Origin of the sequence: Cognatundibacterium aquatile (genome assembly GCF_014699135.1) — a bacterium.
In the GTDB taxonomy this organism is placed as follows: Bacteria; Pseudomonadota; Gammaproteobacteria; order Burkholderiales; family Burkholderiaceae_D; genus Undibacterium; species Undibacterium aquatile.
The window spans coordinates 314,502-338,636 of the sequence record NZ_JACOFT010000001.1 but is presented as its reverse complement, the minus strand read 5'-3'; the positions used below and the strand labels follow the sequence as shown (position 1 = coordinate 338,636).

The following is a 24,135-nucleotide window of genomic DNA, read 5'->3' as shown; positions in this document are numbered from 1 at the left end:
TAAACATCGATTTGTATAAGAAACTGGACTGAACTCACTTCATCAACCACCGGTACGCAAAGCCAGAAGATCGTTCGTGGCCTTGCAGGAAATGAACTTCGAAAAGTTACGAACGCTTCACTATTAGCAGAAGTCGTGCCAACTGTACTTTTTCACATACAGCCCGCCTGTAGTGCAGTCATAGAGGTATAACAATCAGGTATAGGAATACAATCAAATGAATACGCTGGTGGGCACATCCACGGCTTTACGCTATGATTTCTGTTTAATAGCGAAGTGGTAAATAAAATACTGGCGCTCCATCTCGCACCGTTTTGACGCGGGATGCGCAATGTGTTTTATGGCTGCACTTTTTTCGCACTAGTAATGTGCAATCGCAAACTCACTTACAAATACAGGCAGGTATATGATGGATAAGCAAAATTTCTTCAGTGATGTACAGGCAAAAATCAGTCAGGCGCTGGAAAACTCTCCTGCCAAAGACATAGAAAAAAACGTCAAAGCCATCATGACTCAGGGTTTCTCTAAACTGGATCTGGTAACCCGGGAAGAATTTGATATACAGGCACAAGTACTGGCCAAGACGCGCAGTAAGCTAGAAGCACTGGAAGCACGTGTCGCGGCTTTAGAAGCGCAGATAACGGAATAACAGGGCGTTCCGGATATGTCGCTGGCGGTTCTTAAAAGTCGCGCACTCAATGGGATGGATGCTCCGCAAGTGACTGTGGAAGTCCATCTGGCCAACGGTTTGCCTGCTTTTACTATATCAGGCACCATTAGACCCTCAATAACAAGGGTCTAATTATTCCCACTATATTGATATAATGACCGGTCAGACGATTATTCATTTTGCCGGACTAGAAAAATTGCCAATTGCATACTCCTATATTAGATTTTCCACCCCAGAGCAGTTAAAAGGCGGCAGCCTTCGCCGCCAACTCGAACTATCTGAGAAGTATGCAGCCGATCATGGTCTTGAACTTGATACTACTCTCAAGCTTCGCGATCTAGGTCTTTCCGCATATCACAAGGTGAACCTTGAAAAAGGTGCTCTCGGCGTATTCTTTGAAGCCATCAAAGATGGCAGAGTAAAGCGAGGTTCGTATCTACTTGTCGAAAGCCTTGACCGACTTTCTAGAGCGACTGTTCTCGATGCCCAGCGTCAATTCCAAGACATCATCCTTGCTGGCATAACCATCGTCACACTTACAGATAAGATGGTCTATAGCGAGCAAACCATCAGGGAGAACTTTGGAAGCTTGATTTATAGCTTGGTCATTATGTCGCGTGCTCATGATGAGAGCGACACGAAATCACAGCGAATTTCTGAATCGTGGGATTACAAAAGAAAACACGCAGATACCAAAGTCATGACAAAGATGGCGCCGTCATGGCTTAGAGTCGAAGACGGAAAGTTTGTCGTTATCGAAGAAAAAGCCGATATAGTTCGCGAAATTTTCAGACTATTACGTAATGGCTATGGCTTGGACATGATTGAACGGAAATTCAATCAAGAAGGCGTTCCGACAATCAGTCGTGCTAAACAATGGTACAAGTCCTATATCTTCAAAATGACTCTGAACAAATCTGTAATAGGGGAATTTCAACCGAAGACGGGTCGCCCACCTAATGTCACGCCAGTTGGAGACGCTATTAAAGATTACTATCCGGCGATTATCTCGGAAGAGGATTTTTATGCAGCAAAGAGTGCCATGCAAGCCAGAAGCACTAGCGGCGGCAGAAAAGGAAAAGGAATTGCCAATGTATTCAGCGGATTGTGCAAGTGTGGTTACTGCGGTGGGACTATGCGCTATATCGACAAAGGAAAAAATTCGATCTACCAATACTTAGCCTGCGCGAATGCTAAAAGCGGATTGGATTGCAAGTATGTTACTTGGCAATACCAAGAGTTTGAAAACTGCCTACTTTCACGGCTTTCTGGTCTTGATATAGGTGTGGTTCTAGAAGATGACGGCGCAGAGAAAGCAAAACACAGGCTTGAGGTTGAACGCGCCAAACTTGAAGAAGTGCGAACACGCCTAAAGAAATTAGTACGCATTGCAGAAATGGCGGATGAGATAGAAGGTATTTCAATCAGGCTGTCTGAACTGAATGCCGAAGAAAAAGCGTTAAAAAGATCAGTTGCAGAACTTGAAGCAGCCGCCCTTTTACCAACATTGGCTCGAAAACACTTCCAACAGTTCCAAAGGTTACGAACTGCGTTAGACAATGCATCCGGTGAAGACCTTATAGACTTACGGCTTCGAATCAGCAATGAGTTAAAACGACTGCTTGATAGAATCGAAATCTATCCCGAAGGTGCTGAACCTTGGTCGAGTAGCATGAAGCTGATCGGAGTGAAACCGGGCAAAGAGGGGCGATTCGCTGTCGCAGTATTCAAAACTGGTGATGGTCGCGTTCTGCATGGCGTAAATTCAATGGCAACGATCTGGCCGGGTCCGAAGACTGAAGAAGGTGTAGCCACTGCGCACTTACCGCCCTATAACAAGAAAGCTAAACAGAATCAGGAGAATGTAGAAGGTCGGGATGAGTAGCCTGCCAATGATCATGAAAGGCTTTGCCAGCTTGGTGCTGGCACTCGGAATGGGACTAACGCTAGTCCCATTCGAGGTATCTGGCAAGGAACCAAGAACCAGCGCACCTTCAATCTTCGTAGATTGCCCACAGTTTTTCTATCAGGGTATGCCGCCGAATTTACCAAAGGCCGAACATTGGAAGGCTCGGGCATTGTGCTTTGATGCCTTCGCGGTACTTCACTCTGGTAAGACCCGGACACCGATGTATGTTGCGGAACGTTTGAACAAGCAACATCTGGAGGATGCAAGGAACGAAGTGAGAACCAATGAGTTCTTTGCTGATGCACGACTACCATTCAATGAACGCGCCGAACTAAACGACTATCAAGGAAGTGGATATGATCGTGGGCACATGGCTCCGGCTGGCGATATGCCCACACCGCAAGCAATGGCTCAAAGCTTTTCCCTTGCGAATGTCGTACCGCAAGCGCCGCAGAACAATCGTGGACCTTGGGCAAAGTCGGTAGAAAAAGCCGTTCGCAAGTATGTGATGAGAGCCAAAGGCGATGTTTATGTGATTACGGGTCCAGTCTTCGTAACAAGCGAATCTGCGAACCAACAGATCAACCGCGTATGGGTTCCAGATTATTTGTTCAAGCTGGTCTATGACCCATCAGCAAATAAGGCTTGGGCATACTGGCTGCCAAATCAAGACGGTGTTCGCATTCAAGGCGTGATGTCATATCAAGATCTTGTGAACCGAACAGGCATCGAATTCCTTCCAGCACTATCTGCCGCTTCGGTGGAAGCGGCAGGAGGAAGTAAGGTGCAAGACCAAAAGGTTACACGGTAGAAGCAACGTAATTACGCCCACCTTGCAAGCCAATTCTAACCTTTTTGAAATAACTGAAAATATCCGCAAACAGGCTATGTACGAGGTTTGGGAGGCTGGATACTATGTCATTGTCATTTTCACAATCAAGGAGAAATGCAATGGCAACCAAACCCGAAACCATCACTTCCGCTATAACCTCAAAACCTGACAATGCTCTGGCAAAGGTCGAGGTGAAACCAGAAGTCAAGACCGAGACAAAGCAAGAGGTCAAAACTGAGTCCAAACCAGTTCGTGAGCCAGTAGCACGGATGTCCACAGCCACGCTCAGGACTGAAATGGAAAAGATCGACAACATGATCAATGAACTTGCAGCAGGCAAGCAGTTTAACTCAGCAACGATGCGTCTAATGGCGCGGTACGAAACCCAGAAGCATCGTTTGCTGATGAATCGCCTTGCTGCATTGCTGAAGAAGGGTCATGTGGAAGTACAGCCCATAGTTGAAAAACTGTTGTCCATCGAAATCTAAGGTGGCGACATGAGCAACGAAAAGCTTCACCAAAGCATTTACAGTAAATTGCTGGATGTGGTGCCTGACTTGCACACCATCGAATCAAATGGAAAATCGGTAGTGGGTGGTGGCATCATGGATTTGTGCTTCGATGTGCTGAGTCGCAGTGATAGCAAGATAGTCATCGCGCTCAGCCACTACTACAAGCATCCGAGTGGCGACATGATTGCTGACCCGGACATGGAAATTGCCGTGTACCCTAAACGGCAGGTCGCGGAAGCCTTGAGCTTTCAGGATGCAACCATCTATCGAACTGTGTATTCTTCTGATCGATTGATAGTAGATATTCGAGCGAAGAAAGACTTAAACGACTTTCTCAATTTCTGGCTTACCAACCTGATCCAGCAAGGTCATAGCATCAAGGTTGGCGTAGATGGCGATGCTTGAGCAAGAACTAAGCACGGAAGCGGCGAAAACGAAAATTCGCCGCTTCCGGTTTCTGACGGTTTCCCTTTACCCTGAATCAAGGCCGTGTCGTCCTTTTATCCGGCTCTGTGGTCACTGGCTACGCGATGCTGGATTTCTGCCACAGATGAAGGTCAGGGTCGAGGTTGAGCACGGCAGAATCGTGATTACAGCCGACTCTGCCAGCAAATGAGATGTAAATGTCTCCAGCCTGCCGTAAATCTCCATTTTCCCAACACTGCGGCCTCGTACAAAAATCAGCAGCTTTGCAGTTAATCTGTGTTCGAAGACACATACTTATTTCACTGCAAAACTGCTGATTCCGGTACAACGCTAGCAAATCAGGCTCCGGCTAATTTCTCAGGATTTTTGCCATATCCTTCTTAGCCGCCATCTCAGCAATCATGCTGAAGTCAACCACATATTCGATGTGCTGTACCTTGTTGATAGTTTTCGTCCTTTTCTGGATGGTCACACCAAGCTCACCCATCGTTTTATTAAACACCTTGGTTTTTGCTTCTGGCGAAGTTGGCTTTTTGAATTTTGAATCCAAGAACAAGTTGATCACCTCAAGATGTTGCGATACATACTCTGCTACTCGGTCTATTTGTTCTTGAGACACCAAACACTCAATACCAGCCATTGCAGCTTTAAACTCGGCTTTGACCGCCCGACCTTGCCGACTATTGCCATCAATACCTTGAAGGTCTTTTACCCTCTTTGATGTTATCTGAGCATACCGATTTGCCCGCGTCATAATATCAATTGGGTCTATCCCAGATGCTTCCTGAATTCCGAGAAGTAAATCACGGCGTTTAGTCCTATGCTGAAAGTCGGTAAATAACATATCCTCATTTCGACGTTCAACAGAATCAGCGAAAATGGCTTCATCATGGCTCTTGCAAAGTAATCGCAAAGCCTTGGCTTTCTCCCGAAAGTTATTTTCCTTATAGTCCCGAACCTGAGCAAGTGTAAGTTCTACCACTGAATTCAAACCATAGAACTGCGCGATCCAGTATTTGTCGATTGCAAGCTTTTCCTCTGCCGACTTTTCATTCTTGTGGCTAATCGTTTCGAAGTCCTCAACTTCAAGATTGTCGGCTTCGAGGATGCGCCGATATTTTGCATCTCCACTTGGGTCAACAGAGATGCGCATCAGTTCCTTACCAGCCTTTGTCAAGCTAGTCTGCTGCTTGATTTCCGTGACAAACCACCCATCGGTTTGCTTCATTTCAATGAATTTGTTTTTTCTGTCGAAGCTCCATTCATCTTCGTAGAAGTCAATACGTGAAAGCACATCAACCGCAAGCACCTCTGCCTCATTAAGTGCGGCTTGTTCACCAAGCCAATACTTACGTGTAACGATCTCTTTGGCAATTGGTCCTTGCTTTGCTTGTTCAAGCGACTGATATTTCCTACCTTGTCCTTTATGTATCCAAACCTTGACCGAGCCACATCGGCGTACGCGGCTTATGGCCTGATCACAATCCTGAAAAGTATAAGGCCTACTATCGAAGATTCCATACACTGCATCAAAGTGTTTGCAATTGATACTAACCCCGGTGCTCAAAGTCGATGTTGCGATCAATACGTCATACTTCTTAGCTTCAACACTAGGACTTGCGAAGAAGTTTTTAGCCAATTCCGACTGACTCGTCTCTCCATTGAGGGACAATACTCGCAACTTTTCACCACTAGGCATTCTGCAATATCGAAGTAGCTTCTCAAGTTTCTCCGCCAAGTCCAACCGACCGACTGGCACATAAACCCGCTTGCCATCACTGACATCAACAATCAAATCGGCGATAAGGTGGTACTTATCCTCGTAAACATCAATATGGCGATTTGCTTTGGGTTCGTTAATGATAAGCGCAACGTTATCCTGTTCGAAATTGCTGCGCAATTTCGCAATCAGGTGGCTGGTGAGTTCACCAGTCAAATCAGCATCGCAACAGATCACTTGCTTGGCATTTTGGATCAAATTAACGAAGATACTAAAAATGGAGGCTCGACGTTCCCTGACCGTATCACCGCACAGATGCCGTAGGACTTGTTCAATTTCATCAATCACAAGTACATCGTATGTAGAAGTAACTAACTCCAAGCTATCTACCGTGACCGCATAGCGAATAGCTGGCTGCTTGTCGTCTGAATAGCACGTCAAAATGAGTTCATTGGAAAGTGATCGTTCGAGCGATTTACGATGACCGATCTGAAGGACACTTCGTTTCCGAGGGAATGGTCCCGGTTTGAGATAGGCTTTTAACCACTGAGTCTTCCCAGTTCCTTTCGGTGACTTCAAAAGGATGATGTCTTTTTGTTTCAGGTGAGCGTAGAAGGGTTTCAGATCATTAGGCAGGAAAGTTGATTCAAGACGGATCACCGAGTCATCCAAAATATTCCCGCCATACTCCAATCGCTTTGCCTCTGTCGGAGGCATGTGACTAGGTCTATACTCGACCTGTGGGTGGACGCATGCCATCCAATATTCACTCATGCCAGGAATAATTTTAAGTTTAGTTTTTTGTGTTCGAGGCGACATCAAACACCTCCCTTCTTGGCTTTGATCTTGGCAATAGCCGCAATGAGTGGGTCTTCCAATGATTTCGAAGCCCGATTCATAAATACCGTTCCACACTTCCTGCAAACTAAGTACGGCAAACCACTGGGAGTAACCGCGACAAATTCAGAGGGATTCACATCGTTATGGAAGGGACACATCACTTTCGAAATTTTGCGGTTAATATCTTTAACCATAATTGGAGTACAAGCAGTCTCAAGCCACATATCCGGCAACAATTTCAGATCGCCGACGGATTTCACAATGGTAGTAATCGACCTTTCTACATGTTGTACATTGCTTCCTGTTGAAACCTCAAACATAGACCAGTCAAGTAGCTTGCCTTGGTTATGCCATGACACCGCGTTGTGCTGTTGATCTGGCCGTGTAGCAGGCAAGATGAACACTTGGCACAAGTGATAGGAGGCTGGGTCTGCCTTAGTCTCGCCATCACCTTCAACCCAATGTTGAATCGCAGACTGAATGCGGTGAAACATACCGATTGGTAGTGGTACTTTATACGGCAGAACAATACGGTGTTTGTCCTTGCCTTCTTCCCCGTGATTGAAGGATGTATAGCCTACATGCTCGTAATCTATAAACCGCTGACGTGCGTTTTTTAACGGTAGTCCGCCATCGAAGTCGAGGACAAGTGCTGCCATGTCTAGCGCGTTCGCGCTCAAGCGCCGAGTGTAATGCGAGCTGAACCATTTCAAAGGCCGCCCGTCTTGATCGTCTCCGTGATTAACTGTGGGGTCTGATGGAAGCTTGTAACGCCAACTACTGAAAGCAGGAAGATGCTCTTTGGCTTTGTTACTGATTGGGTATGGTTTGGTCAAGTCCTTTGCAAAGTCTTGCCAAGAGATGTCCAGCGGTTTGATTTCATTATCAAACAAGCTGTTGTGAACCGACATTGAGAGTCGGGGATTGTTTTTATGCATGATGATTCCTTATATGCGACCGAGCACGTTAGGAATCAATGACATTGATTCCGCTTCGCTGTTTATGGTCGAGTTACCAGTTCGACTGAATCAGCACAGCATGGGCTTCGCCGTTATTGCAGGAGGTAACGGTGCGAAGCATGGCGAAGTCCATGCTGGATGATTCATCTCTATTTATTGGAAAAAATTAACTACCGAGGAATAAGCTATACAAAGGGGGCGCACCTTCGTTATGCTCGTCAAGATCAAGTCCTTCAAAGTAGATGTGGTCCCCCAAGGAGAAATCTGCCATCAAGTTATGCAGCTTGAAAAGCAATTCACCGTGCGTAAACCATTTTCCGTTATCACTATTCAACTCGAACGCAAGTTCCGATCTGTGACTTTCAATTGGGTTTGCGATGCGAATTTTAGGCGCGAGGATTGCAGCACGTTCGGTGTCCCACGAACCAGTGAGGTAGATTTCAAGACGGCTCCGAAAAACTTCATCGTCAAACCGCTTCCGGCATAAAGATTTCTCTTCGTAGAATGACCACTGAACGTCGCGCATTGCACACTTAGGAATTCCGCCAACTTTTTCCAGTTCAAAACATGCTTCCATTCGTTCTGTGCGCAGAATTTCTTCAAGGTCATTGACGATGACTTCAAGCGAGTTCATGAAAAACGCATCAAAAGCAAATGTCCTATTTGTAAAGTAGGCTTCTCCATTGTCATCAATCTTCGACATGGTGCGCACCATTCGATCTAAAGCATCTTGAAGTTCCAGTTGTTCAAAATATCGAGTTGAGTCAGTTGATTCCGACGTGTCGCTATATTTGTCAATCAACTTCAGAAGTTCCGTAACGCAGGAAGGGTGAACGAGTTTAATCAGGTTGCCCTTCATATAGTCGGCTGGACGTGGGACACTACTAAAACTCGATTCAATGTCTTTCATGGCGGCGATCCGGTCTTTGAAATACATATCGCGCTGACTGATAAATTCGCACTGCTCAGGTGTGAGATTGCTGAAATACATAGGTGTCATACTTAATCTCCAAAAATTTAGGCAAAAGAATCCCCGCATAGGCATTTGAAGCCTATGTTTGTTAAATTGCGGGGTTTGATTTAAGAAAGCTTCGTATTACTTGGTCGAAGCCCTCAAGATTGGCTGTGTTATGCCGCGAGTTGCACGACAGGTTGGTTAGAAGTTTCTGCAACCAGATCGGCGTACTTAATAACAACATCAGAAATAGTGCGAACATCTTTCTTAATCTTCAGCGCGATTTCTTTAGCCTTGTCATCGGGAATCAGATACTGATCCATGCGCTTTGGAGTTACGGTCAGATTTGCTTTATCAAATTCCATAGCATCTTTAAATGCTTTTGGCGTAGTTCCATTACCAGACCAATGCACGCCGGTTGCAGGATCGTAAATTTTTGCTGGCATAGTGGCACCCTTCGCTTTCATTGCTTGCTTGGCCTCTTTAAGAGCAAAGAGATCGGTCAAGGTCATGCCATAGAATTTAATCTTTGAGTTCACATCGACAATAGCTGCGGCTTTTTTGCGCGTGCGAATTTCTTCAGTGCGACGTTCGGCTGCTACTTGAAATTGCAGGAATGTGTCATCGTCAAGGCTGTCTACAAATGTTACTGGATTGATGTTAGTTTCGATCTGCATGTTTACTACTCCTTTTAGTTAGAGGATGGGTTTAGAAGTATGGCGAAGCTCAGTGCATCAACCACAAGTGCATTGTGCTTTGCGGTTCTTTTTAAAGGCAGGAGCAACCAAATCTATTGCTCGCCCCCCCTTGTCGTTAGTCTTAAAAGTAGATTCATCGTTGGACTAGTCCTGGAAAGCGAAAAGCCCGTTGCTGGTAGGGCAACGGGCTTTTTGATAGAACGTAATGACTATTTTTTAGTACTAGTATGTTTGGGAGGAAATGTATTGCTAATAGCCTTGATCTTGCACAAGTCATAGGTCTCTTTCCACCTGCGAATTGTCCTCCTATTTGCTTCGACAAAATCTTCCAGTTCATCGACTGACTCTACATGCTTAAAGTCAGTGCCTTGCATGCCCTGAAACAGTTCCCACTCAGATCGATACTTTCTTGTTACGTCACGGACTGAGTCATTCAGAAAATCAAACTGATCGTATACATAGCTGGAAACATGCAGACGTTGTGCCGTATCAGCGAAATTCTCCCCGCGAACCTTTTCAATCTGGTATTTTGGTTTGGAACCAATCTTCTTGCTCTGTTCAAGAAGTACTTCAAAAATTCTATCAAGGTGTTCTGCCTTTGAAACACCATCTGGTACGGTGACGGCCATCACGCCGCTTGGAACAATTGAACCCGGCTCTACAACTTCAATCCAAGCAGGCATGAACAGACGGTGATTGGTCTTAATCCATTCCATATCATCCTGAACACCACGCACATCGCCCCAATCTTTGTGGAACTCATATATGAATGAACCCAGCGGTGCGATTTTCTTCACTTGATCGCCGTGCGGCTCAAGCTTGATTGCGTCGCAAAAATCACTATAGGTCGTATCATCCCGTACACAACGCAGCCAATAGGTGATCAGACGTAGGTACTGTTGATACTCTGTGTACTGGCAAGAACCTTCTTCATCGTACAGTATTGCGAGGTAAGAATTTTTGTTTTCAAGACTTTCGCACAAGACATTATCGTTCGCATCTCGCGCGTTTGAGTAGTCTTTAAAGGTTGGTCGCTTATTGGCGGCATGAACCCACTCCATGCGCTGAACAATGTACTCGCCGTCATCCCAATCGTCCTCTTTAGTTACGGCCATTTCTTCAATACTATTCATGTTCGTTGCTCTTGCATTATTGGATTGAGGGATGTTGCTGGAGGCCGTCTTGGGGGCAAGGCAAAATGCTAAAAGTCGGCGTCACAGCTCTGCATTTTACCAGTCGCAGCAACCTCGCAGAATACCCACCAAATAGACCGAATATATGTTGTAGGTCTTTGAACAAAAGGTGTATTTTGTTAAAAGTTTAAGATAAAATAGGTCGTCAGGTATAGCTATAAAGGGTACTTCCTGACCATGCCAAAAAGTCGAAATGTTAAAAGTCAAAAGACTTATCCAATCCCTGTCCAAGACCTTCAAGCGGTCGATCAGCATGAACGCGGCCGGGACTTCCTATCACCAGCCGAAGTAGGCAGACTTCTTGATGCCGCTAAAGACGGCAGATACGGCGAACGTGATTACCTGCTGACCTTGCTCTTGTATCGGCATGGTTTTCGAATCACCGAACTCTGCAAGCTTCGCCTGACTGACCTAAATTTAGACGCTGCACGTATTTGGATTCCGCGATCTAAGGGAAGTCTATCTACAGAACAGCCCTTGGCAGGTGAGGAACTTCGTGCGATTCGCCGCTACATACGCAATAGGCCAGCTCCCTTACCTTGGCTATTCGTCAGTGAACGACTAACCCAACTAACTCGTCATGCTGCCTACTACTTGATCCGGCAAGCTGGTGAACGTGCTGGCTTCGACTTCATCGTTCACCCCCACATGCTTCGCCACTCATGCGGCTTCTTCTTGTCGAACAAGGGCTATGACAGCAGGTTGATACAAGACTACCTTGGGCATCGTGACCCAAGGCATACGGCAAGATACACGCGAACGGCTGCGGCTAGGTTTGAAGGCTTGTGGGAAAGATAACCAATAGGAATCCAATCTACACTGAGGTAGATGTTCTTGGTGAATCGAGTACAAACCGAAATTTTGCCAATGCTTGAATTACTTAACTCTTGCCTAATTGCATGATAATGTCACGCCATCCATGGTTTAGCGCATCAAGTATCTCAATTTGCTCGTCCAGAAGGCCAACTTTCCACTCTGACTTTGGTAGTCCTTCATAAAATAATGACTCTAACTGCAATTTGTAGTCCTTAAGAAGCTTCGCTACTTCAGCATCTTGAATGATTTCGGCAATTGGCTCTTGATATATCCTTGATTCACGCTTCATCTCTCGATATTGGTCAAACTCCGAATTCCCGTGTCTTACGCCCCCGAATGGATTAGCTTCTCGGTACATATTGTAATATGGGTCGAATGCTTCGGAGTCTAAACCATCGAATCTGTCCACCACCCCTAAAGCAAGATTGTTGTAACAATCTGTGGCGTGTTTGAGAGCTACAAGTTTTAACGGGCTTAAGCTAAGGCTACCTACACTGAGAGAAGCATATGGATTCAATTTGTCTTCTCTTAGCAATTCTTCATGTTCAGCAGTAACATTAACCCACTTCGAACTTTTACTTATCTCCTCATGTATGTCGAGTGGAAAAATATATTTTGTTGAACCCTTTCCATAGTTCATGGACTTGAAGGGAAAGCCGATTTCGTTGAATATATCAGCAACGAGATCGGAGCAAAATGCTTCCCATTTCTCATCATCGTCATCTAAGGATATGCGATATTCTTTGCCAATATGATTTTCAAGTACCCCCCTGACTTCCAAATGCCTGTCATTATCGGCAGAGATTGAGTTAAATAGTTCGACATTTCTCCAGATAGACCATTCTTGGAATTGATTCATCTTAATGTATTTTAAAGATGCATGAACCCCATCCCCCGGCATTGCATGCAAAAAAGAAAATCTATTTAAAAAAATACCAACATGCGTTTTCGATAGTGATTCACTTCGATTATTCCAACTAGGTTGATGTTGTCTGAACTTTATGGAGCGAATTAGTTTCCCAAGAAATTGTCCTACCACGTTCACGGAGGCCGCTTTCCCGGCTCCTGAGCAAATCAATATATCGCCTAGCATTCAAAATTCTCCATTCTCAAGACATCCAAGGATTCGCGGTTAAAACAGTCAGCAAAGCAAATCAAAAAGTATTTGGAGCCGGTCCCAATAATCAATTCCGCATTATGTACGGCGGCGCTAATTGGCTAGAGAGTCCAAATACTTTGCCATCATCGTCACTCATACGGCTTCTTCCTATCAAACAAGGGCTATTGACCTCGCGTTTGATCCAAGACTACTTTGGGCATCGTGACTCAAGGCATACGGCAAGGTACTCCCGAACGGCGGTGCCAAGGTTCGAGGGGTTTTGGGAGTAGCGCAAGTAGTGTGTCGTTAGCTTCCTTGCTTCGAAAAATAGCCAGTGTCCAAGGCCGCCCATAGGTATAGAGCAAGGAACGAACGAAAAGGGGCACACCTAGTATGGTCAATCGCCTCTTGAGCCTGTGTTTCGGCAAACATCTTCATGGCACGAGTTAGACTTCCGTCAGCTATGGGGAACACATCTTCGTTTCCGAAGTGAAAGATCGCCAGCATCGATGCGCTCCATTCGCCAAGACCCCATATGTCTGTAACAGATCGAACTAGATCTTCATATTCAAGCATCGGCCAACGCTCTACAGTCGCTCGATCTTCGTCCCATCGACATCCGAACTCCCGCAATGTCCGCACCTTACGCCGACTCAAGCCGCATTGAAGCAAGGTTTTTTCGTCTAATTGCCATGCATTTTCCCCTTCTTGTAGAGCGTTCTCGATGCGCCCGTAGATCACCTTGGCGACAGAACCCGATAACATTTGACTAACGATGATCTTTGCCATCGCTTGCGGAATCGGTTGCACACCAATTTCGGGCATCTTCTGCAAGCCAACCGCCTCGACGACTTGCGTCAAATGGGGGTGACTCGTCAAGATGTGCTTCTGCGCCTCTATAGCACGTCTTTGCGTGTGTTGAGATTCTTTGGGTAACATGTGCTAATCTTCTTGTCTTATATGGATAAATGGAGATTGCATGTCTGTTAAGTATTTAGAGTCGATCACCGAACCAAACAAAATTATTACACCGATTGATGCCTCGGTGCGTTTTCCCGAGATTTTAACCTCTTGTCAAAGCAAGTACGTTGAAGACATTGCACGCTTCAAAGCATTGGTAGCTGAGTCGGCAACTAGCGCGACACTTCTAGGTCGAATTCGCTCATCAGAGTTTACGGCAGATCAAAGAATGTCGTTACTGAAAATGTTCAGGCGATGCGTTTCACCCGTTCTCGATACTGAAATGGCGAAGAAAATTACCAAAGTTTCAACGGATAGTTTGGTTCAGTCTCTCGGCCACACGTTCAAACGCATCGATATGCTTAAACAGCAGATGGCATCCCTGACCAAAGATCAGGAAGCTGCTTTAGCTGCATTGATCGGTGAATACGACACGCGTGGACAGCTAGGTTATTTGCTGACTGATGCCTTTTTCACTTGGTTCGAAGGAAGTTTCAACGGAACATTCACAATAGATGGTCCAAGAGGCGCTGGTCGCGACATTGAATTGTCAAGCATATTTCCTAACTACACTGGTAGCTACCCTTGTGACTTCGTTATTCGCAATACTGTAAGTAGAAACGTTTGCGCAGTAGGCTTCGCGCGTTATGACTCAACTCGTGGTGGCGCACAGTCTGATGATAGAACTGGCGGGAACTCTGACAAGGTTGGCAAAGCAAGAGAACTTTTCAATGCTACGGGTGAGAAGTTTCGCTTGATTTTTCTCGCTGATGGTCCCGGTCTTATCCATAATGACACATGGGCTGAAGCATGTAAGCTCGATGGAACTTGGGATGGTAACGTTAGAGTTACCACTCTCAAGACTGCATCATCACGCATTACCACAGATTGGCTCCAGAATACCTAACGGAGCAGAGCCGACAACTCGCTCAATTCCGTAGGATGAGCCGAAGCAATTTCATCGTCGACGTACACGCTGAAGTCAGCTTCGGTCTTTTCATGTTGCACTACTGCTTCCTCCTGTGAAAATAGATCAAGCGGCGACTCCCGTTTAATGTAGTCGCCCATAGGCTTTCTGCCGCGCAACAGTCGTTCCGTCACAGTTTTGGCTGCAAGGTATGATTGATCAATGCCAAGCCATTTGCGTCCAAGTTCATCTGCTGCATGAAGTGTTGATCCAGACCCGCAAAATGGATCAATTACCAAATCACCCGGATTACTACTTGCGCCGACTATCATTTTCAGCATGTCAAAGTTTTTTTCCGTTGGATAGCCCGTAATCAATATGCTTTGATGATACGCGTCGCGATACTGATCCCAGTAGTCTGACAGACCAATGCTTTTATCCTCAGTCAAATAAACCTTCCGGCGCGGATTTCCTGTCTTTGACCAGTGAATTTCCCCTTTTGCATCAAACTCATCTAGCTTGGATGGCTGATACTGCCAGTGTTTTCCAGGAGGGGGCATCATGCCTCGCCAAGCCTGTCCCGTCTCTCCACGACGAACACCAGGTGCATGAACAGGAACCAGCTTGTATTGGCCTTTTTCGTCAACCTTCGTGTACTCTTTTGCGATCCATGCGGGGTCCGGCTTCTGAGAGGGTTGATTCCAAATATAGTTCGCTGACTTTGTGTAAAACAACACATAGTCATTCATGTTTGAGTACTGATTCTTAGTGAAATTCTTACTACTGCACTTCTTTCGAGAAATCAAATTCCTGAAGTTGCGTTGTCCAAATATTTCATCCATAACCATTTTTAGCTCGGACACCATTTGGTGTCCGATATGCACATAAATTGAGCCTGTCTCGTCAAGCAGTTCCCGAAGCAGAATGAGCCTGCGGCGCATAAATTCGATGTAAGCAGCATCACCAAGTGAGTCATTGTAGGCATGCTCTAGATCACGTGACTGGAAGTCATATCCGGTTGCATAGGGCGGATCAAGGTACACTAGCTGCGCCTTGGTTTTGGCTTCAATTAAGGAGTGAAGACCAAACCAATTGTCGGCCCAGATGAAACCATTCGCACCGATGTTCTCTGCATCTGAAATTGATGCCCCGTACATTTTCTTGTACGTGGTGGATACGGGCTTCAAAACATCTACTTTTGGAAGCTTACCCGGATAGCTAAGCACAACCTTGGCCTCCGATGTAGGCAATGGTGGTGAAAGATGGAGTTCTCGTACCAGCGCCGGTCGCGCTGCTTCTGCAAGTTCTGATTTGTTGAGTCCGACAGCCATAATGATTTTTTCGGTAACCTGGATACCGAATTTTAACATCGAAGGCGGCCTTTGTGTCTGCCGTTAGAGCTACATGTGTTCGCTCATTATTGGTTAATATCAAGCGTAGGCATCTAAACATCATGCTAGCAAACATGTTGGCGCTGACTAATGATAAAATCTGACAGAGGCCGACCGTCCGGCCTGTAAGCCGACCTTGCGCAAGCATGGCGAAGATCGCGTCAGATCAGCGGGTAGTGAACATTTGTCCGTCCCTCCAAGGTACGGCGAGTCGGCTGCCTGCCTTTTTTGAGGAGACGACATGTCTACTGATCTACTAAAATTTCCCTCTGGCCGTTCGGTCGGAAACTGCCGCAACGACGCGAAACGCTTAGCGCGGCAAGAAAACATTCCACTTCACGAAGCACTTGATCGCGTGGCTGCTACCAATGGGGTTGCGCAACCTTGGGCGCGCGCAATGACACTTGTTGGTGATGGCGTTACCGGGCAACGATCATCGCCTGATGCAATCACCGTTGACGACATTCGCGCCGTCATGGAGAAGTGGCCGCATCTGAGTCACTCAGGTTTTGAAGTCAGTTGCCGACCAAATGAGTCTTACCGCGAAGTGTTGGCGGCCAGCAGAAAACAATTACTTGAAGCTGTTGACGAGTGTAACCGAGCGGCTCGCTTTTTGAAGCATATTGAGCGACGCAAGACTATCAACCTGAAGGCTGGTTCAAGCTACGGCTTGAAGCATGAGGTTGAATATTTTTGTCATTCATTTCCAAACGCTGAATATACAAATCAGTATGTTGCGAATGGTTCATTTATCTGCGTCGCGCTTCATCTTGGATTTGAAGTGCAGCCAACCCACTTTGGCAGCCCAAATGTATATTTCAACATTAGCAGCCGATCACCGGTCTTTGAGTGGAGGCGGCTAAAGGATCGCGCAAATGGCCTCTACTACTACCCGAAGGATGTCGAACGCCTTGCTGAACTTGAAGTTGATTTAGGATTGAAGTCGGCTTAGTCGCTAGAGCTGCCTTTTTGCAATAAATACCTCCATAGCCTAACCACATAACAACAGGCTTTGGAGGTAACATGGAACACTTAAATCAAGGCTCAGTAACAAATGCTGAAGTCCATTCAACACAAAAAATCAGAAACTCAAAAATCGCAGCCCTTACCCGTGCATGGATAAGGCTACCAAATTCAAAGAACACACATCCACCATATACAACCGGATTCACGGAACTAAATCATCTGCTTGGTGGCTGGCATCGCGGAGGCATTTCTGTGATTGCAGGGCATCCAAGTATGGGTGTTGTGCCATTGTCTAGTACATTGGCAGAAGCATTTGCACGTAATGTAGGTCAAGTCATTTGGGTGGGCAAAGAATCAGACCTAAAGATTGCGACAGACATTTTAATCATGCGCAATACCGGATTTGATCCTCGATTCACTTACTGCGGAATCAGCCAGCAAGCTTTAGATGAGTTGCAAGCCACAATGAATGAGCTTTCAAATCTGAATGTTCATTACTATGTGCTTGATGATGAAACTTCGATAGTTGAAGACATCGAATTTCTAAGCCATATTGAACCCAACATTCCAACTCTGCTAGTTTATGACTCATCTCGAATAAATGATGACAATCCAGATCACCCCGACATATCACCAATCATTAACAGCATCATTGAGTGCAACAATAATGTCAGTGTTCTTTGCCTACTACCTATGGCAAATGATATTGAAAGTTCTCCGAATCAAACGCCAAAGCTAAGTGATGTAATTGGACTAGATCAAATAGCCGACATAGTCGATGTCGTCATGTCTCCAAATCGTGGATGGTTGCACCGTGAATGTGCAAATGGAAATGACTCATGGAAGGCAGAAGTCCATGTTTTACTGAATCACATTAGCGGTATGGGAAATACTGGATCATGTGAATTTTCGAGCGATTTGAAATGACGCTATGTATTGGTAAATATAGGCTGCGATAGGACGTTTGAATTGTGATTGACTATATCAACTACCTAACGAGAAAGGCGGCTCTTAGTGCCCCTTCTCGGTATGTTTGATAGGTGATGCTGGAATGATGGATGATAGTTTTTAAGACTTCCCGACTACGTTCAATAATCCGGAAAAATAGTGTCGATCATGCAACCATTATATCCAGCTTACAAAAATCGTACATTGAAAATTCTCCTGTCACGGTCAACTACGATCCTTTTTGGTTTTGATAACAGCGTTGCGCGAGGATGCGGATTGTTTCTTGATCCCCCACTTTTTTTACTGTATTGACTACATTGGTTCGGGATGATGGAAGTACTCTATGCATTTCCGAACTAATTTTTTTTCGTATCAAGGCTTTATTTTCAACTGCGACAGCGTTGGCCATGACATCAAGATTTTCATCAATTAACTCTGACATTCTTTCATCACTTACGTTAAGTGTGCCAGTCATAACCACATTGATTGCCAGCATTTTGCAATATCCTTGTTTATCAGAGTCCGACAGTGCGACGTTCATGGCTTGAGTTTCAACTTTCTGTTCTTGAATTCGGCGATATTCTTCATTGGTTTTCGCAACTGAAGCATCGTGTTCAGCTTGTTTTACTGCCTTGACATTTGCTTCGTAAGCCTTGGCTTCTTTACTCTTGGTATATTCAGCTAATCCGCCTATTGGCAAGCCAACCAACAATACATATAAAAATAATTTCTTTCTTGTTGGGTTCGCAGATTTTCTTAATATCCATGCTGGATTAACCAAGCCAATTATTAATGCTAAAGCGATGATTCCTTGGATGAAAGCTGAAGTCTCCGAAATAAATCCAGCGCTTGGCTTGCCTATACTTGAAGTGCTGCTACCTTGTTGATTGTTTGGTTCAACTTTGATTTCAGGTTTTGACGCAGATTCGATAGCAGTGCTGTTAGTAGCAATTGAATTTACTGCATTTGATGATGCAATGGAGGCCGCCGCATTTGGCTGCACCACATTATTCGCTTCAGGCTCTGGTTGTGTGAGTGCAGTAGGCGGACTTTCAATTGCTAATGCTTTCGTGTCGTCTGCGCTTGAACCTGAAATTTCAGAAAGTCGTTTTTTATATTCGTCTGCGATACAAACCGCATCAGTACATTTACTTCGCACACCTTTAATCCATTCGATTTGTCGTTGCTTCAATACTGTCTTGTCAGAAGCTTCTGCAAGTGCAGCCTTGTATTTCTGAGATAGCATTACATCGAGTTCAGCAAGACTATTGTCTGAGCAAATCAAACTTTCAACAGTGTTTGATGCCTTTGAACAATCGAAGCTAGGTGATGTGTCTGCAAGTGCAAACCCAGAAGAAAATATTAATGCAACTACTGCGATATGATGTCTCATAATTTGTTTACCTTGGAGTCAATTTAAATACGTCGATTCATGGAAGACGTTGGCACTAGGTAGCATCAAGCGACAACCTATTCCATTCTTTTTGTATATTTTTAAAGAGTCTTAGCCTACTTATTGATAGCAAATCCATAAACAGAATCGTATGCGACTAACATATTATTGAATGGCATAAACCATACAAAGTCTTGGCCTTCTTTTGAGTAAACCACTTCATAGCTGGAAAAATCTTTAGCGAATTTTCGAATTTGAACGAGTGGCGAATTGTTGACATATAAGTGCTCATACATCACACCATCAACGAACACCATGTCAGTAACATGTGCTTCATTTGAAGCCTTGGGAAATTGCTTAATGACAGTATCGAATCGACCTTTACCATCACCAGATAAAATGTAGGTGTGCATGTAATTCTCGCTGCCTGACGTGAACATATCGAGTTTGCCGTCATTGTTCATGTCAACCAATTCGATATGGAAGGCGCTGAAGTAATAGTTGATACTATCGACAGTTTCACCTTCTGCGACTGGAGCCATGAACGGGGTATGATCAACGGTGAAATTTCCATGTCCATCACCGATAAGTCGCATGTAGGCATATTTTCTATCGCGCCCACCAAGAAGACCATCGCTAGTAACAATATCGATTGTCCCGTTGTTGTCGATATCGGCTGCCGCAGCACCATGACAATAACAGGACAAGTCCAACCTGATATTTTTATATGTTCCGTCAGGCTGACTCAATAGCACCCGTTGATTTTCACCTGGCCAAGTTTTTGGGTCGCCTTGTTCTGATCCGTGACAAGCACTGTACACATCTGGAATACCGTCATTGTTAAAATCAGCGACCAATAATTTTCGAGGTGATATGCAACCTGCGTTATCTTTAAGTAGGTCTGTCGTCCTATCCACCCATTGACCGTTCTCATTCTTGAAGAAGTAGATTTTTCCTTGCTCTGGTACAGTGCCAATAGTTGCATTGTAATAGTGTCCAAGATTAGAGAATGCAACCATCGAAATTTCACCAGTCTGGAAGAAGTCACCATAAGCAAGTCCACCAGTGATTCGCTCAAAATTGTCGTTAGTGCTTCTGATGGTTGGTACATTTTGAGCAGGGATATTTAGGTTTTTTGCGTTCAGATAGGATGTCGCTTGAAGCGGAATCGGCGTACCTTTAAATGTTGGATTCAATACTTCACGGAACATCCAATCAACCCGACCAATTAAGTTCACTGCATTTGCGGTGTTATCTGGTTTGATTGCAGCAACTAACGCCATTGTTTTTGAAATGGAATCTTCATCAGTGATGTAATTGATTCCCTGTTGAATCGTAAATAGATTCGCCAATTTCACTTTGTTGTCGAGTAGGTCTGCAACCCATCCATAGGTTTTATCGCCTTTAAATCCATGCGCAGAACCAAGTATGGTGTTTATTAAAGTACCGCGTGTTGCCGCACCAGAGGCGAGCGACTTTGTCCAGTAATCTAATCCTTCTTGATCTACGGAGTCTCGGCCAAGAACATTTTTATAAATGATTTTGACGAAATCGGTATTAGTCATCGTTGACGAATATCCCGTTAATGAAGAATATTGAATAGCTGCATTGTAAAAAGATTGACCTATTTGATCGATTGTCTGTCCCGCTCTTACTTGGTCGATCCAGTAACTCAAACCGTCAGCATCAGGAACTCGGTTGAAATACGCAATGTAAAGTTCTATCAATGATTGAAGGTTTGCAGGCGATATAGTCTGCGATTTATCGCCAATACCAAGATTGATTCGCATATCAGTAAAGACGAACTGATTGATTTGACCGTAGGTTTGGGTGACACCAGTTTTATCAGTTACTGCATATCCTGAAGATGTCTTTAAGATCGAATAGTCTGATCGCAATCCCGTGAGCGAGATTGAGGTGATTGGTACTGCTGGAGGTGGTGCAATGACTACTGGATTACTTGGTGTAGTCGTTCCACTACCACCACAGGCAGCCAAAGTAAGTGCAATAAATCCTGCTAAGACTGACTTCTTCATCCGATAACCCCCAATGCGCTTTTGTTGCGCCTGCCATTAATCAATTTCCGGCAGTAGAAGTTATCGGCGTAAGTCTTTTATCTCACCCGAACGATGCTAGATCATAGGGTGAGTTCTAACGATGCGTGTCCTGTATTCTTCAATGAATGCAGTTACGTCAACGCCAAGAGCATCAGCAATGGTAATGAATTCTGGAAAATCCAGTCGTCGCTCGCCTCGCTCATACTTCGATACAAAAGACTGTGTCCTTTGGAGTTTATCGGCTAAATCAGCCTGTAATAGTCCGCGGGACGTACGCGCTTCGACCAGCATTTGCCGAAACACTTGTGAGTTGGGGTCGTGGATAGGATTAGCCATCCCCGAATCTTGAAACCCAACTTCGGATATACCATAACCTATTATGGGTTATACTATCATATAAAATGCGACAACTACTTTCTTTTTGGAAAGCCTTGTGCATCCAGAACGGCTATTTGAGTGAAAGTCCTTCTTATCCCAAATCAAAGTTACATTCTTACGTGAATAATACGGACTAAGAAGAATCAAGGAATCATCCTGCGGGATGATTTTGCTAAGTGGAACAACAACTAAGGATGCATGGAAGAAAAACTAGACAGCATCATCGGCAAAATCTATGACGTAGCACTTGATCAACAAGCTTGGTCGATGCTTCTGGCCGACATCTCTGAAACTATCGGGGCAGTTGCAGGCTTTTACGCCGGGTTGGATACCCGCAATGGGCGAGGTGCATTCTGGTACACCCACAACCATGTACCCGACATTGCCACGCTGTATAACCAACAGTACCTACCTCACGATCCAACTTTAGCGCATGTGATCCAGTCGCCGGGAAAAGCATTCACATGTGCTGACTACATCAGCGATGAAATCGCCAAGGAACATCCGTTCTACACCAATTTCCTTACACCAATAGGCATTCGCTATGTCCTAAGTGGCGTTGTCTCGATGCGTGGAAGCACGGTCAGTTTTTTCGGATTCCAACGCACTCCCAATCATCCACCCTTTGGAAGTCAAGAAACGGCCATCATGCAAAGGCTAATTCCGCATCTACAGAAGGCAGATGAACTAGCGACGAAGATGAGCGAAATCAGCGAAACGAAGCGGCTGGCAATGGCGTTCTTGGATCGCATTGATTACGGAGTAGTGTTCGTAGATGGCACCGGACTTATCCGTATGACGAACCAACGTGCAGAACGCTTGTTGCAAATTGGCGATGTGATTTGCGCACGCTTCGGTCGTCTTCAGATGAAGTCATCCAAGGAAGATCAAACTTTACGCGAACGAATTTTTTCTGCGATTTCTGCCTGTGATCCCCAAGGTGGTGCTGTAGTCACTTCAGACGCCGCAGAAGACGTTCAGGTAAGGGTTGTGGTACTTCCTATCGGTCGTGATGAACAGAAGCGCCTAGACGATCAGGAAGCAAGGGCGGTTGTAGTGATTACTGAATCAGAACGGAAGAGTGCATTGGCACCACAGTTCTTGCAAGATCAATATGGTTTGACGGCAGCAGAAATAAGGGTAGCCATTGGACTTGCATCCGGTAGGTCGTTTGAAGAGTTATGCGAAGTCTTGTTTGTGTCTTTGCCGACGATCAAAACTCATGCGCGACACATCTTCCAGAAGATGGACATCCATCGCCAAGCTGAACTTGTACGACTTGTGTATGGCTTGCCTGCACTTGCATAGCATGCCAAACGTCACAAATTTTGGTCTTTTCTAGACGACTAAATGTCAAGGCGAACGAGCCAATTGTTCGCCTAATGAAGTCCACTTAGTTTGCTGAACTTTTCGCCATTGAATGCACGGTAGTACGTTGATGTTCGAAGACTTCAGAAATGACCGCATTAATATGATGATTGGTGTCCACCGCAATCATAGTTGTTGCGTCACGAATTTCCTTAACACCAGTACTGCAACTCAACACTTCACTGTCCCCCCAGCTAAAGGAAGGTCCCATGTAGTGAGCTGATCTGGCGAGTTTCGATGACAACTCCTTATGCTGAATAGTCAACGAATCTAATTTCTTCGAGTGGCCGCGCACAATGAAGAATTGGTTCTCGATAGTGTAGCGAATTTTTGCATTGGCATTCGGGGCGATCACCCCATCGGCCGCATCCGGGTTACGAATCAGATAGTCACCAAAAATGACGTTGCGATCTTTGCCTTTCGAAAAAATGGCCTTCCAAGCAAGCATCTCTATGCGTGGGATGCATCCGACAGCATCAGGTGTATCAACCGCTTCGTTCACAGCCGTTGGCATCGACCCACCCGCAACTATCACAACTTTGAATCCTAAACCACGCAGGACATTGATTGCGTTTTCTGCGTTTTCAATCAAATCTGGCACTGGAATGGTAGACACGTTACCAAAATCGACAAGAACATAGCAATTGATCGGGCTGACTTCCAAGGCCGCCATGATGTCGCTAAGACGTTCAGAGAAGTATTCAACATCAAGCATGTCATCTTGAATCGCCTCGCGGTCAAGTCGAATACACGGCGTAATACGATGCATGGCACGAATATTCTTGATGGCTTGACTGTATACCGGATCATCCCAACGGTCATATCCGACGACCGGGTTGACTAGTATTCCATTGGATACGAACTGTGAAAATGCATATTCCAATACATGTATACCGCTTTCAGTTCGTGCGTTAGGACTCCACTTTGATATGTCTAAGAAGGCAGAGCGCCCCGACCAAGCCTTTCCTGCATTACCAGCGGTCCTATTGATAGACTTCTCATATATTGTTGTATCTGTTTTTTGTGCAGGTAATTCGAATATCGGCATTGCTTTCTCCGAGATAGAGGTTTGCAAGTTCGACAAGGCATCAAATTCACCTTTTTTTGCTCCCATCACGGGTACGTAAAGTAGACTCAT

Annotated in this window: 24 protein-coding genes and 1 pseudogene; 13 read left to right on the top strand and 12 right to left on the bottom strand. The window is 45.2% G+C overall.

Annotated features, from left to right (window positions below):
• Positions 1-409 precede the first annotated feature (409 nt).
• The 7 genes and pseudogenes from H8K26_RS01525 to H8K26_RS17995 all read left to right on the top strand — a co-directional run bounded on the left by H8K26_RS01525 (position 410) and on the right by H8K26_RS17995 (position 4,539).
• Positions 410-649, top strand: coding sequence for an accessory factor UbiK family protein (locus H8K26_RS01525; protein WP_186884197.1), 240 nt, complete (start codon positions 410-412; stop codon positions 647-649).
• A gap of 15 nt (positions 650-664) precedes the next feature.
• Positions 665-772 (top strand): annotated as a pseudogene (locus tag H8K26_RS18000) (magnesium chelatase domain-containing protein); the annotation flags it as partial.
• Between the two features lie 52 nt (positions 773-824).
• The gene (locus H8K26_RS01520; protein ID WP_190476866.1) at positions 825-2,555 is read left to right on the top strand and encodes a recombinase family protein; all 1,731 of its coding nucleotides are present in this window, start codon (positions 825-827) and stop codon (positions 2,553-2,555) included.
• Positions 2,548-3,390, top strand: a complete 843-nt coding sequence (locus H8K26_RS01515; protein ID WP_317889228.1) for a DNA/RNA non-specific endonuclease — start codon at positions 2,548-2,550, stop codon at positions 3,388-3,390. Before H8K26_RS01520 ends, H8K26_RS01515 begins: the two co-directional genes overlap by 8 nt.
• Before the next feature lie 140 nt (positions 3,391-3,530).
• Positions 3,531-3,899, top strand: coding sequence for a hypothetical protein (locus H8K26_RS01510; RefSeq protein ID WP_190476864.1), 369 nt, complete (start codon positions 3,531-3,533; stop codon positions 3,897-3,899).
• A 9-nt stretch (positions 3,900-3,908) separates the two neighbouring features.
• Complete coding sequence (locus H8K26_RS01505; protein WP_190476861.1) at positions 3,909-4,328, top strand: DUF1249 domain-containing protein; 420 nt, start codon at positions 3,909-3,911, stop codon at positions 4,326-4,328.
• Positions 4,315-4,539, top strand: coding sequence for a SymE family type I addiction module toxin (locus H8K26_RS17995; protein WP_190476859.1), 225 nt, complete (start codon positions 4,315-4,317; stop codon positions 4,537-4,539). The genes H8K26_RS01505 and H8K26_RS17995 overlap by 14 nt, the downstream gene beginning before the upstream one ends.
• 159 nt (positions 4,540-4,698) lie before the next feature.
• On the opposite strand, the gene H8K26_RS01495 is transcribed toward H8K26_RS17995, so the two are convergent.
• Both H8K26_RS01495 and H8K26_RS01490 read right to left on the bottom strand, forming a co-directional pair.
• A complete protein-coding gene (locus H8K26_RS01495; protein WP_190476857.1) occupies positions 4,699-6,786 on the bottom strand; it encodes a plasmid replication protein, CyRepA1 family in 2,088 nt (695 codons plus the stop codon).
• 101 nt (positions 6,787-6,887) lie between these two features.
• Positions 6,888-7,847, bottom strand: a complete 960-nt coding sequence (locus H8K26_RS01490) for a hypothetical protein (RefSeq protein WP_190476855.1) — start codon at positions 7,845-7,847, stop codon at positions 6,888-6,890.
• A 13-nt stretch (positions 7,848-7,860) separates the two neighbouring features.
• Between H8K26_RS01490 and H8K26_RS01485 the strand changes: the two genes are divergently transcribed.
• Positions 7,861-8,010: a hypothetical protein gene (locus tag H8K26_RS01485; protein WP_190476853.1), complete on the top strand. Its 150-nt coding sequence runs from the start codon at positions 7,861-7,863 to the stop codon at positions 8,008-8,010.
• Between the two features lie 24 nt (positions 8,011-8,034).
• On the opposite strand, the gene H8K26_RS01480 is transcribed toward H8K26_RS01485, so the two are convergent.
• The 3 genes from H8K26_RS01480 to H8K26_RS01470 form a co-directional block, all read right to left on the bottom strand.
• Complete coding sequence (locus H8K26_RS01480; protein WP_190476851.1) at positions 8,035-8,868, bottom strand: hypothetical protein; 834 nt, start codon at positions 8,866-8,868, stop codon at positions 8,035-8,037.
• Positions 8,869-8,996: 128 nt separating this feature from the next.
• A complete protein-coding gene (locus H8K26_RS01475) occupies positions 8,997-9,500 on the bottom strand; it encodes an H-NS histone family protein (protein ID WP_190476849.1) in 504 nt (167 codons plus the stop codon).
• 230 nt (positions 9,501-9,730) lie between these two features.
• Positions 9,731-10,654 carry a hypothetical protein gene (locus H8K26_RS01470; RefSeq protein ID WP_190476847.1) on the bottom strand — a complete coding sequence of 308 codons (924 nt, stop codon included), beginning with the start codon at positions 10,652-10,654 and terminating at the stop codon, positions 9,731-9,733.
• A 237-nt stretch (positions 10,655-10,891) separates the two neighbouring features.
• On the opposite strand from H8K26_RS01470, the gene H8K26_RS17990 reads away from it, so the two are divergent.
• Positions 10,892-11,512: a tyrosine-type recombinase/integrase gene (locus H8K26_RS17990; protein WP_190476846.1), complete on the top strand. Its 621-nt coding sequence runs from the start codon at positions 10,892-10,894 to the stop codon at positions 11,510-11,512.
• An 82-nt stretch (positions 11,513-11,594) separates the two neighbouring features.
• Here the strand turns inward: H8K26_RS17990 and H8K26_RS01460 are convergent, their stop codons facing one another.
• Positions 11,595-12,623, bottom strand: coding sequence for a hypothetical protein (locus H8K26_RS01460; RefSeq protein ID WP_190476844.1), 1,029 nt, complete (start codon positions 12,621-12,623; stop codon positions 11,595-11,597).
• Positions 12,624-12,935: 312 nt separating this feature from the next.
• Positions 12,936-13,568, bottom strand: a complete 633-nt coding sequence (locus tag H8K26_RS01455) for a DNA-3-methyladenine glycosylase family protein (protein WP_190476842.1) — start codon at positions 13,566-13,568, stop codon at positions 12,936-12,938.
• Between the two features lie 40 nt (positions 13,569-13,608).
• Here H8K26_RS01455 and H8K26_RS01450 point away from each other — a divergent pair, with 40 nt between their 5' ends.
• Positions 13,609-14,496, top strand: a complete 888-nt coding sequence (locus H8K26_RS01450) for a hypothetical protein (protein WP_190476840.1) — start codon at positions 13,609-13,611, stop codon at positions 14,494-14,496.
• On the opposite strand, the gene H8K26_RS01445 is transcribed toward H8K26_RS01450, so the two are convergent.
• Positions 14,493-15,866, bottom strand: a complete 1,374-nt coding sequence (locus H8K26_RS01445; protein ID WP_223826781.1) for a site-specific DNA-methyltransferase — start codon at positions 15,864-15,866, stop codon at positions 14,493-14,495. The genes H8K26_RS01450 and H8K26_RS01445 overlap by 4 nt on opposite strands.
• 262 nt (positions 15,867-16,128) lie before the next feature.
• Here H8K26_RS01445 and H8K26_RS01440 point away from each other — a divergent pair, with 262 nt between their 5' ends.
• Both H8K26_RS01440 and H8K26_RS01435 read left to right on the top strand, forming a co-directional pair.
• Positions 16,129-16,839, top strand: coding sequence for a hypothetical protein (locus H8K26_RS01440; RefSeq protein WP_190476839.1), 711 nt, complete (start codon positions 16,129-16,131; stop codon positions 16,837-16,839).
• 71 nt (positions 16,840-16,910) lie between these two features.
• Positions 16,911-17,780, top strand: coding sequence for a DnaB-like helicase C-terminal domain-containing protein (locus tag H8K26_RS01435; protein WP_190476837.1), 870 nt, complete (start codon positions 16,911-16,913; stop codon positions 17,778-17,780).
• A gap of 250 nt (positions 17,781-18,030) precedes the next feature.
• On the opposite strand, the gene H8K26_RS01430 is transcribed toward H8K26_RS01435, so the two are convergent.
• The 3 genes from H8K26_RS01430 to H8K26_RS01420 all read right to left on the bottom strand — a co-directional run bounded on the left by H8K26_RS01430 (position 18,031) and on the right by H8K26_RS01420 (position 21,542).
• On the bottom strand, positions 18,031-19,194 hold the full coding sequence (locus H8K26_RS01430) for a lysozyme inhibitor LprI family protein (RefSeq protein ID WP_190476835.1): 1,164 nt from the start codon (positions 19,192-19,194) through the stop codon (positions 18,031-18,033).
• A 116-nt stretch (positions 19,195-19,310) separates the two neighbouring features.
• A complete protein-coding gene (locus H8K26_RS01425; RefSeq protein ID WP_190476833.1) occupies positions 19,311-21,230 on the bottom strand; it encodes a DUF4214 domain-containing protein in 1,920 nt (639 codons plus the stop codon).
• 96 nt (positions 21,231-21,326) lie between these two features.
• Complete coding sequence (locus tag H8K26_RS01420; protein ID WP_223826823.1) at positions 21,327-21,542, bottom strand: helix-turn-helix domain-containing protein; 216 nt, start codon at positions 21,540-21,542, stop codon at positions 21,327-21,329.
• 285 nt (positions 21,543-21,827) lie between these two features.
• Between H8K26_RS01420 and H8K26_RS01415 the strand changes: the two genes are divergently transcribed.
• Complete coding sequence (locus tag H8K26_RS01415; RefSeq protein WP_190476829.1) at positions 21,828-22,937, top strand: helix-turn-helix transcriptional regulator; 1,110 nt, start codon at positions 21,828-21,830, stop codon at positions 22,935-22,937.
• A gap of 85 nt (positions 22,938-23,022) precedes the next feature.
• On the opposite strand, the gene H8K26_RS01410 is transcribed toward H8K26_RS01415, so the two are convergent.
• On the bottom strand, positions 23,023-24,135 hold the full coding sequence (locus tag H8K26_RS01410; RefSeq protein ID WP_190476827.1) for a beta family protein: 1,113 nt from the start codon (positions 24,133-24,135) through the stop codon (positions 23,023-23,025).

What these genes read in the sequence shown, in the direction of transcription:
- H8K26_RS01525 (WP_186884197.1), top strand. Translation starts at nt 410, where the DNA reads ATGGATAAGCAAAATTTCTTCAGTGATGTACAGGCAAAAATCAGTCAG.
- H8K26_RS01520 (WP_190476866.1), top strand. Translation starts at nt 825, where the DNA reads ATGACCGGTCAGACGATTATTCATTTTGCCGGACTAGAAAAATTGCCA.
- H8K26_RS01515 (WP_317889228.1), top strand. Translation starts at nt 2,548, where the DNA reads ATGAGTAGCCTGCCAATGATCATGAAAGGCTTTGCCAGCTTGGTGCTG.
- H8K26_RS01510 (WP_190476864.1), top strand. Translation starts at nt 3,531, where the DNA reads ATGGCAACCAAACCCGAAACCATCACTTCCGCTATAACCTCAAAACCT.
- H8K26_RS01505 (WP_190476861.1), top strand. Translation starts at nt 3,909, where the DNA reads ATGAGCAACGAAAAGCTTCACCAAAGCATTTACAGTAAATTGCTGGAT.
- H8K26_RS17995 (WP_190476859.1), top strand. Translation starts at nt 4,315, where the DNA reads ATGGCGATGCTTGAGCAAGAACTAAGCACGGAAGCGGCGAAAACGAAA.
- H8K26_RS01495 (WP_190476857.1), bottom strand. Translation starts at nt 6,786, where the DNA reads ATGCCTCCGACAGAGGCAAAGCGATTGGAGTATGGCGGGAATATTTTG.
- H8K26_RS01490 (WP_190476855.1), bottom strand. Translation starts at nt 7,847, where the DNA reads ATGCATAAAAACAATCCCCGACTCTCAATGTCGGTTCACAACAGCTTG.
- H8K26_RS01485 (WP_190476853.1), top strand. Translation starts at nt 7,861, where the DNA reads ATGCGACCGAGCACGTTAGGAATCAATGACATTGATTCCGCTTCGCTG.
- H8K26_RS01480 (WP_190476851.1), bottom strand. Translation starts at nt 8,868, where the DNA reads ATGACACCTATGTATTTCAGCAATCTCACACCTGAGCAGTGCGAATTT.
- H8K26_RS01475 (WP_190476849.1), bottom strand. Translation starts at nt 9,500, where the DNA reads ATGCAGATCGAAACTAACATCAATCCAGTAACATTTGTAGACAGCCTT.
- H8K26_RS01470 (WP_190476847.1), bottom strand. Translation starts at nt 10,654, where the DNA reads ATGAATAGTATTGAAGAAATGGCCGTAACTAAAGAGGACGATTGGGAT.
- H8K26_RS17990 (WP_190476846.1), top strand. Translation starts at nt 10,892, where the DNA reads ATGCCAAAAAGTCGAAATGTTAAAAGTCAAAAGACTTATCCAATCCCT.
- H8K26_RS01460 (WP_190476844.1), bottom strand. Translation starts at nt 12,623, where the DNA reads ATGCTAGGCGATATATTGATTTGCTCAGGAGCCGGGAAAGCGGCCTCC.
- H8K26_RS01455 (WP_190476842.1), bottom strand. Translation starts at nt 13,568, where the DNA reads ATGTTACCCAAAGAATCTCAACACACGCAAAGACGTGCTATAGAGGCG.
- H8K26_RS01450 (WP_190476840.1), top strand. Translation starts at nt 13,609, where the DNA reads ATGTCTGTTAAGTATTTAGAGTCGATCACCGAACCAAACAAAATTATT.
- H8K26_RS01445 (WP_223826781.1), bottom strand. Translation starts at nt 15,866, where the DNA reads ATGTTAAAATTCGGTATCCAGGTTACCGAAAAAATCATTATGGCTGTC.
- H8K26_RS01440 (WP_190476839.1), top strand. Translation starts at nt 16,129, where the DNA reads ATGTCTACTGATCTACTAAAATTTCCCTCTGGCCGTTCGGTCGGAAAC.
- H8K26_RS01435 (WP_190476837.1), top strand. Translation starts at nt 16,911, where the DNA reads ATGGAACACTTAAATCAAGGCTCAGTAACAAATGCTGAAGTCCATTCA.
- H8K26_RS01430 (WP_190476835.1), bottom strand. Translation starts at nt 19,194, where the DNA reads ATGAGACATCATATCGCAGTAGTTGCATTAATATTTTCTTCTGGGTTT.
- H8K26_RS01425 (WP_190476833.1), bottom strand. Translation starts at nt 21,230, where the DNA reads ATGAAGAAGTCAGTCTTAGCAGGATTTATTGCACTTACTTTGGCTGCC.
- H8K26_RS01420 (WP_223826823.1), bottom strand. Translation starts at nt 21,542, where the DNA reads ATGCTGGTCGAAGCGCGTACGTCCCGCGGACTATTACAGGCTGATTTA.
- H8K26_RS01415 (WP_190476829.1), top strand. Translation starts at nt 21,828, where the DNA reads ATGGAAGAAAAACTAGACAGCATCATCGGCAAAATCTATGACGTAGCA.
- H8K26_RS01410 (WP_190476827.1), bottom strand. Translation starts at nt 24,135, where the DNA reads ATGAGTCTACTTTACGTACCCGTGATGGGAGCAAAAAAAGGTGAATTT.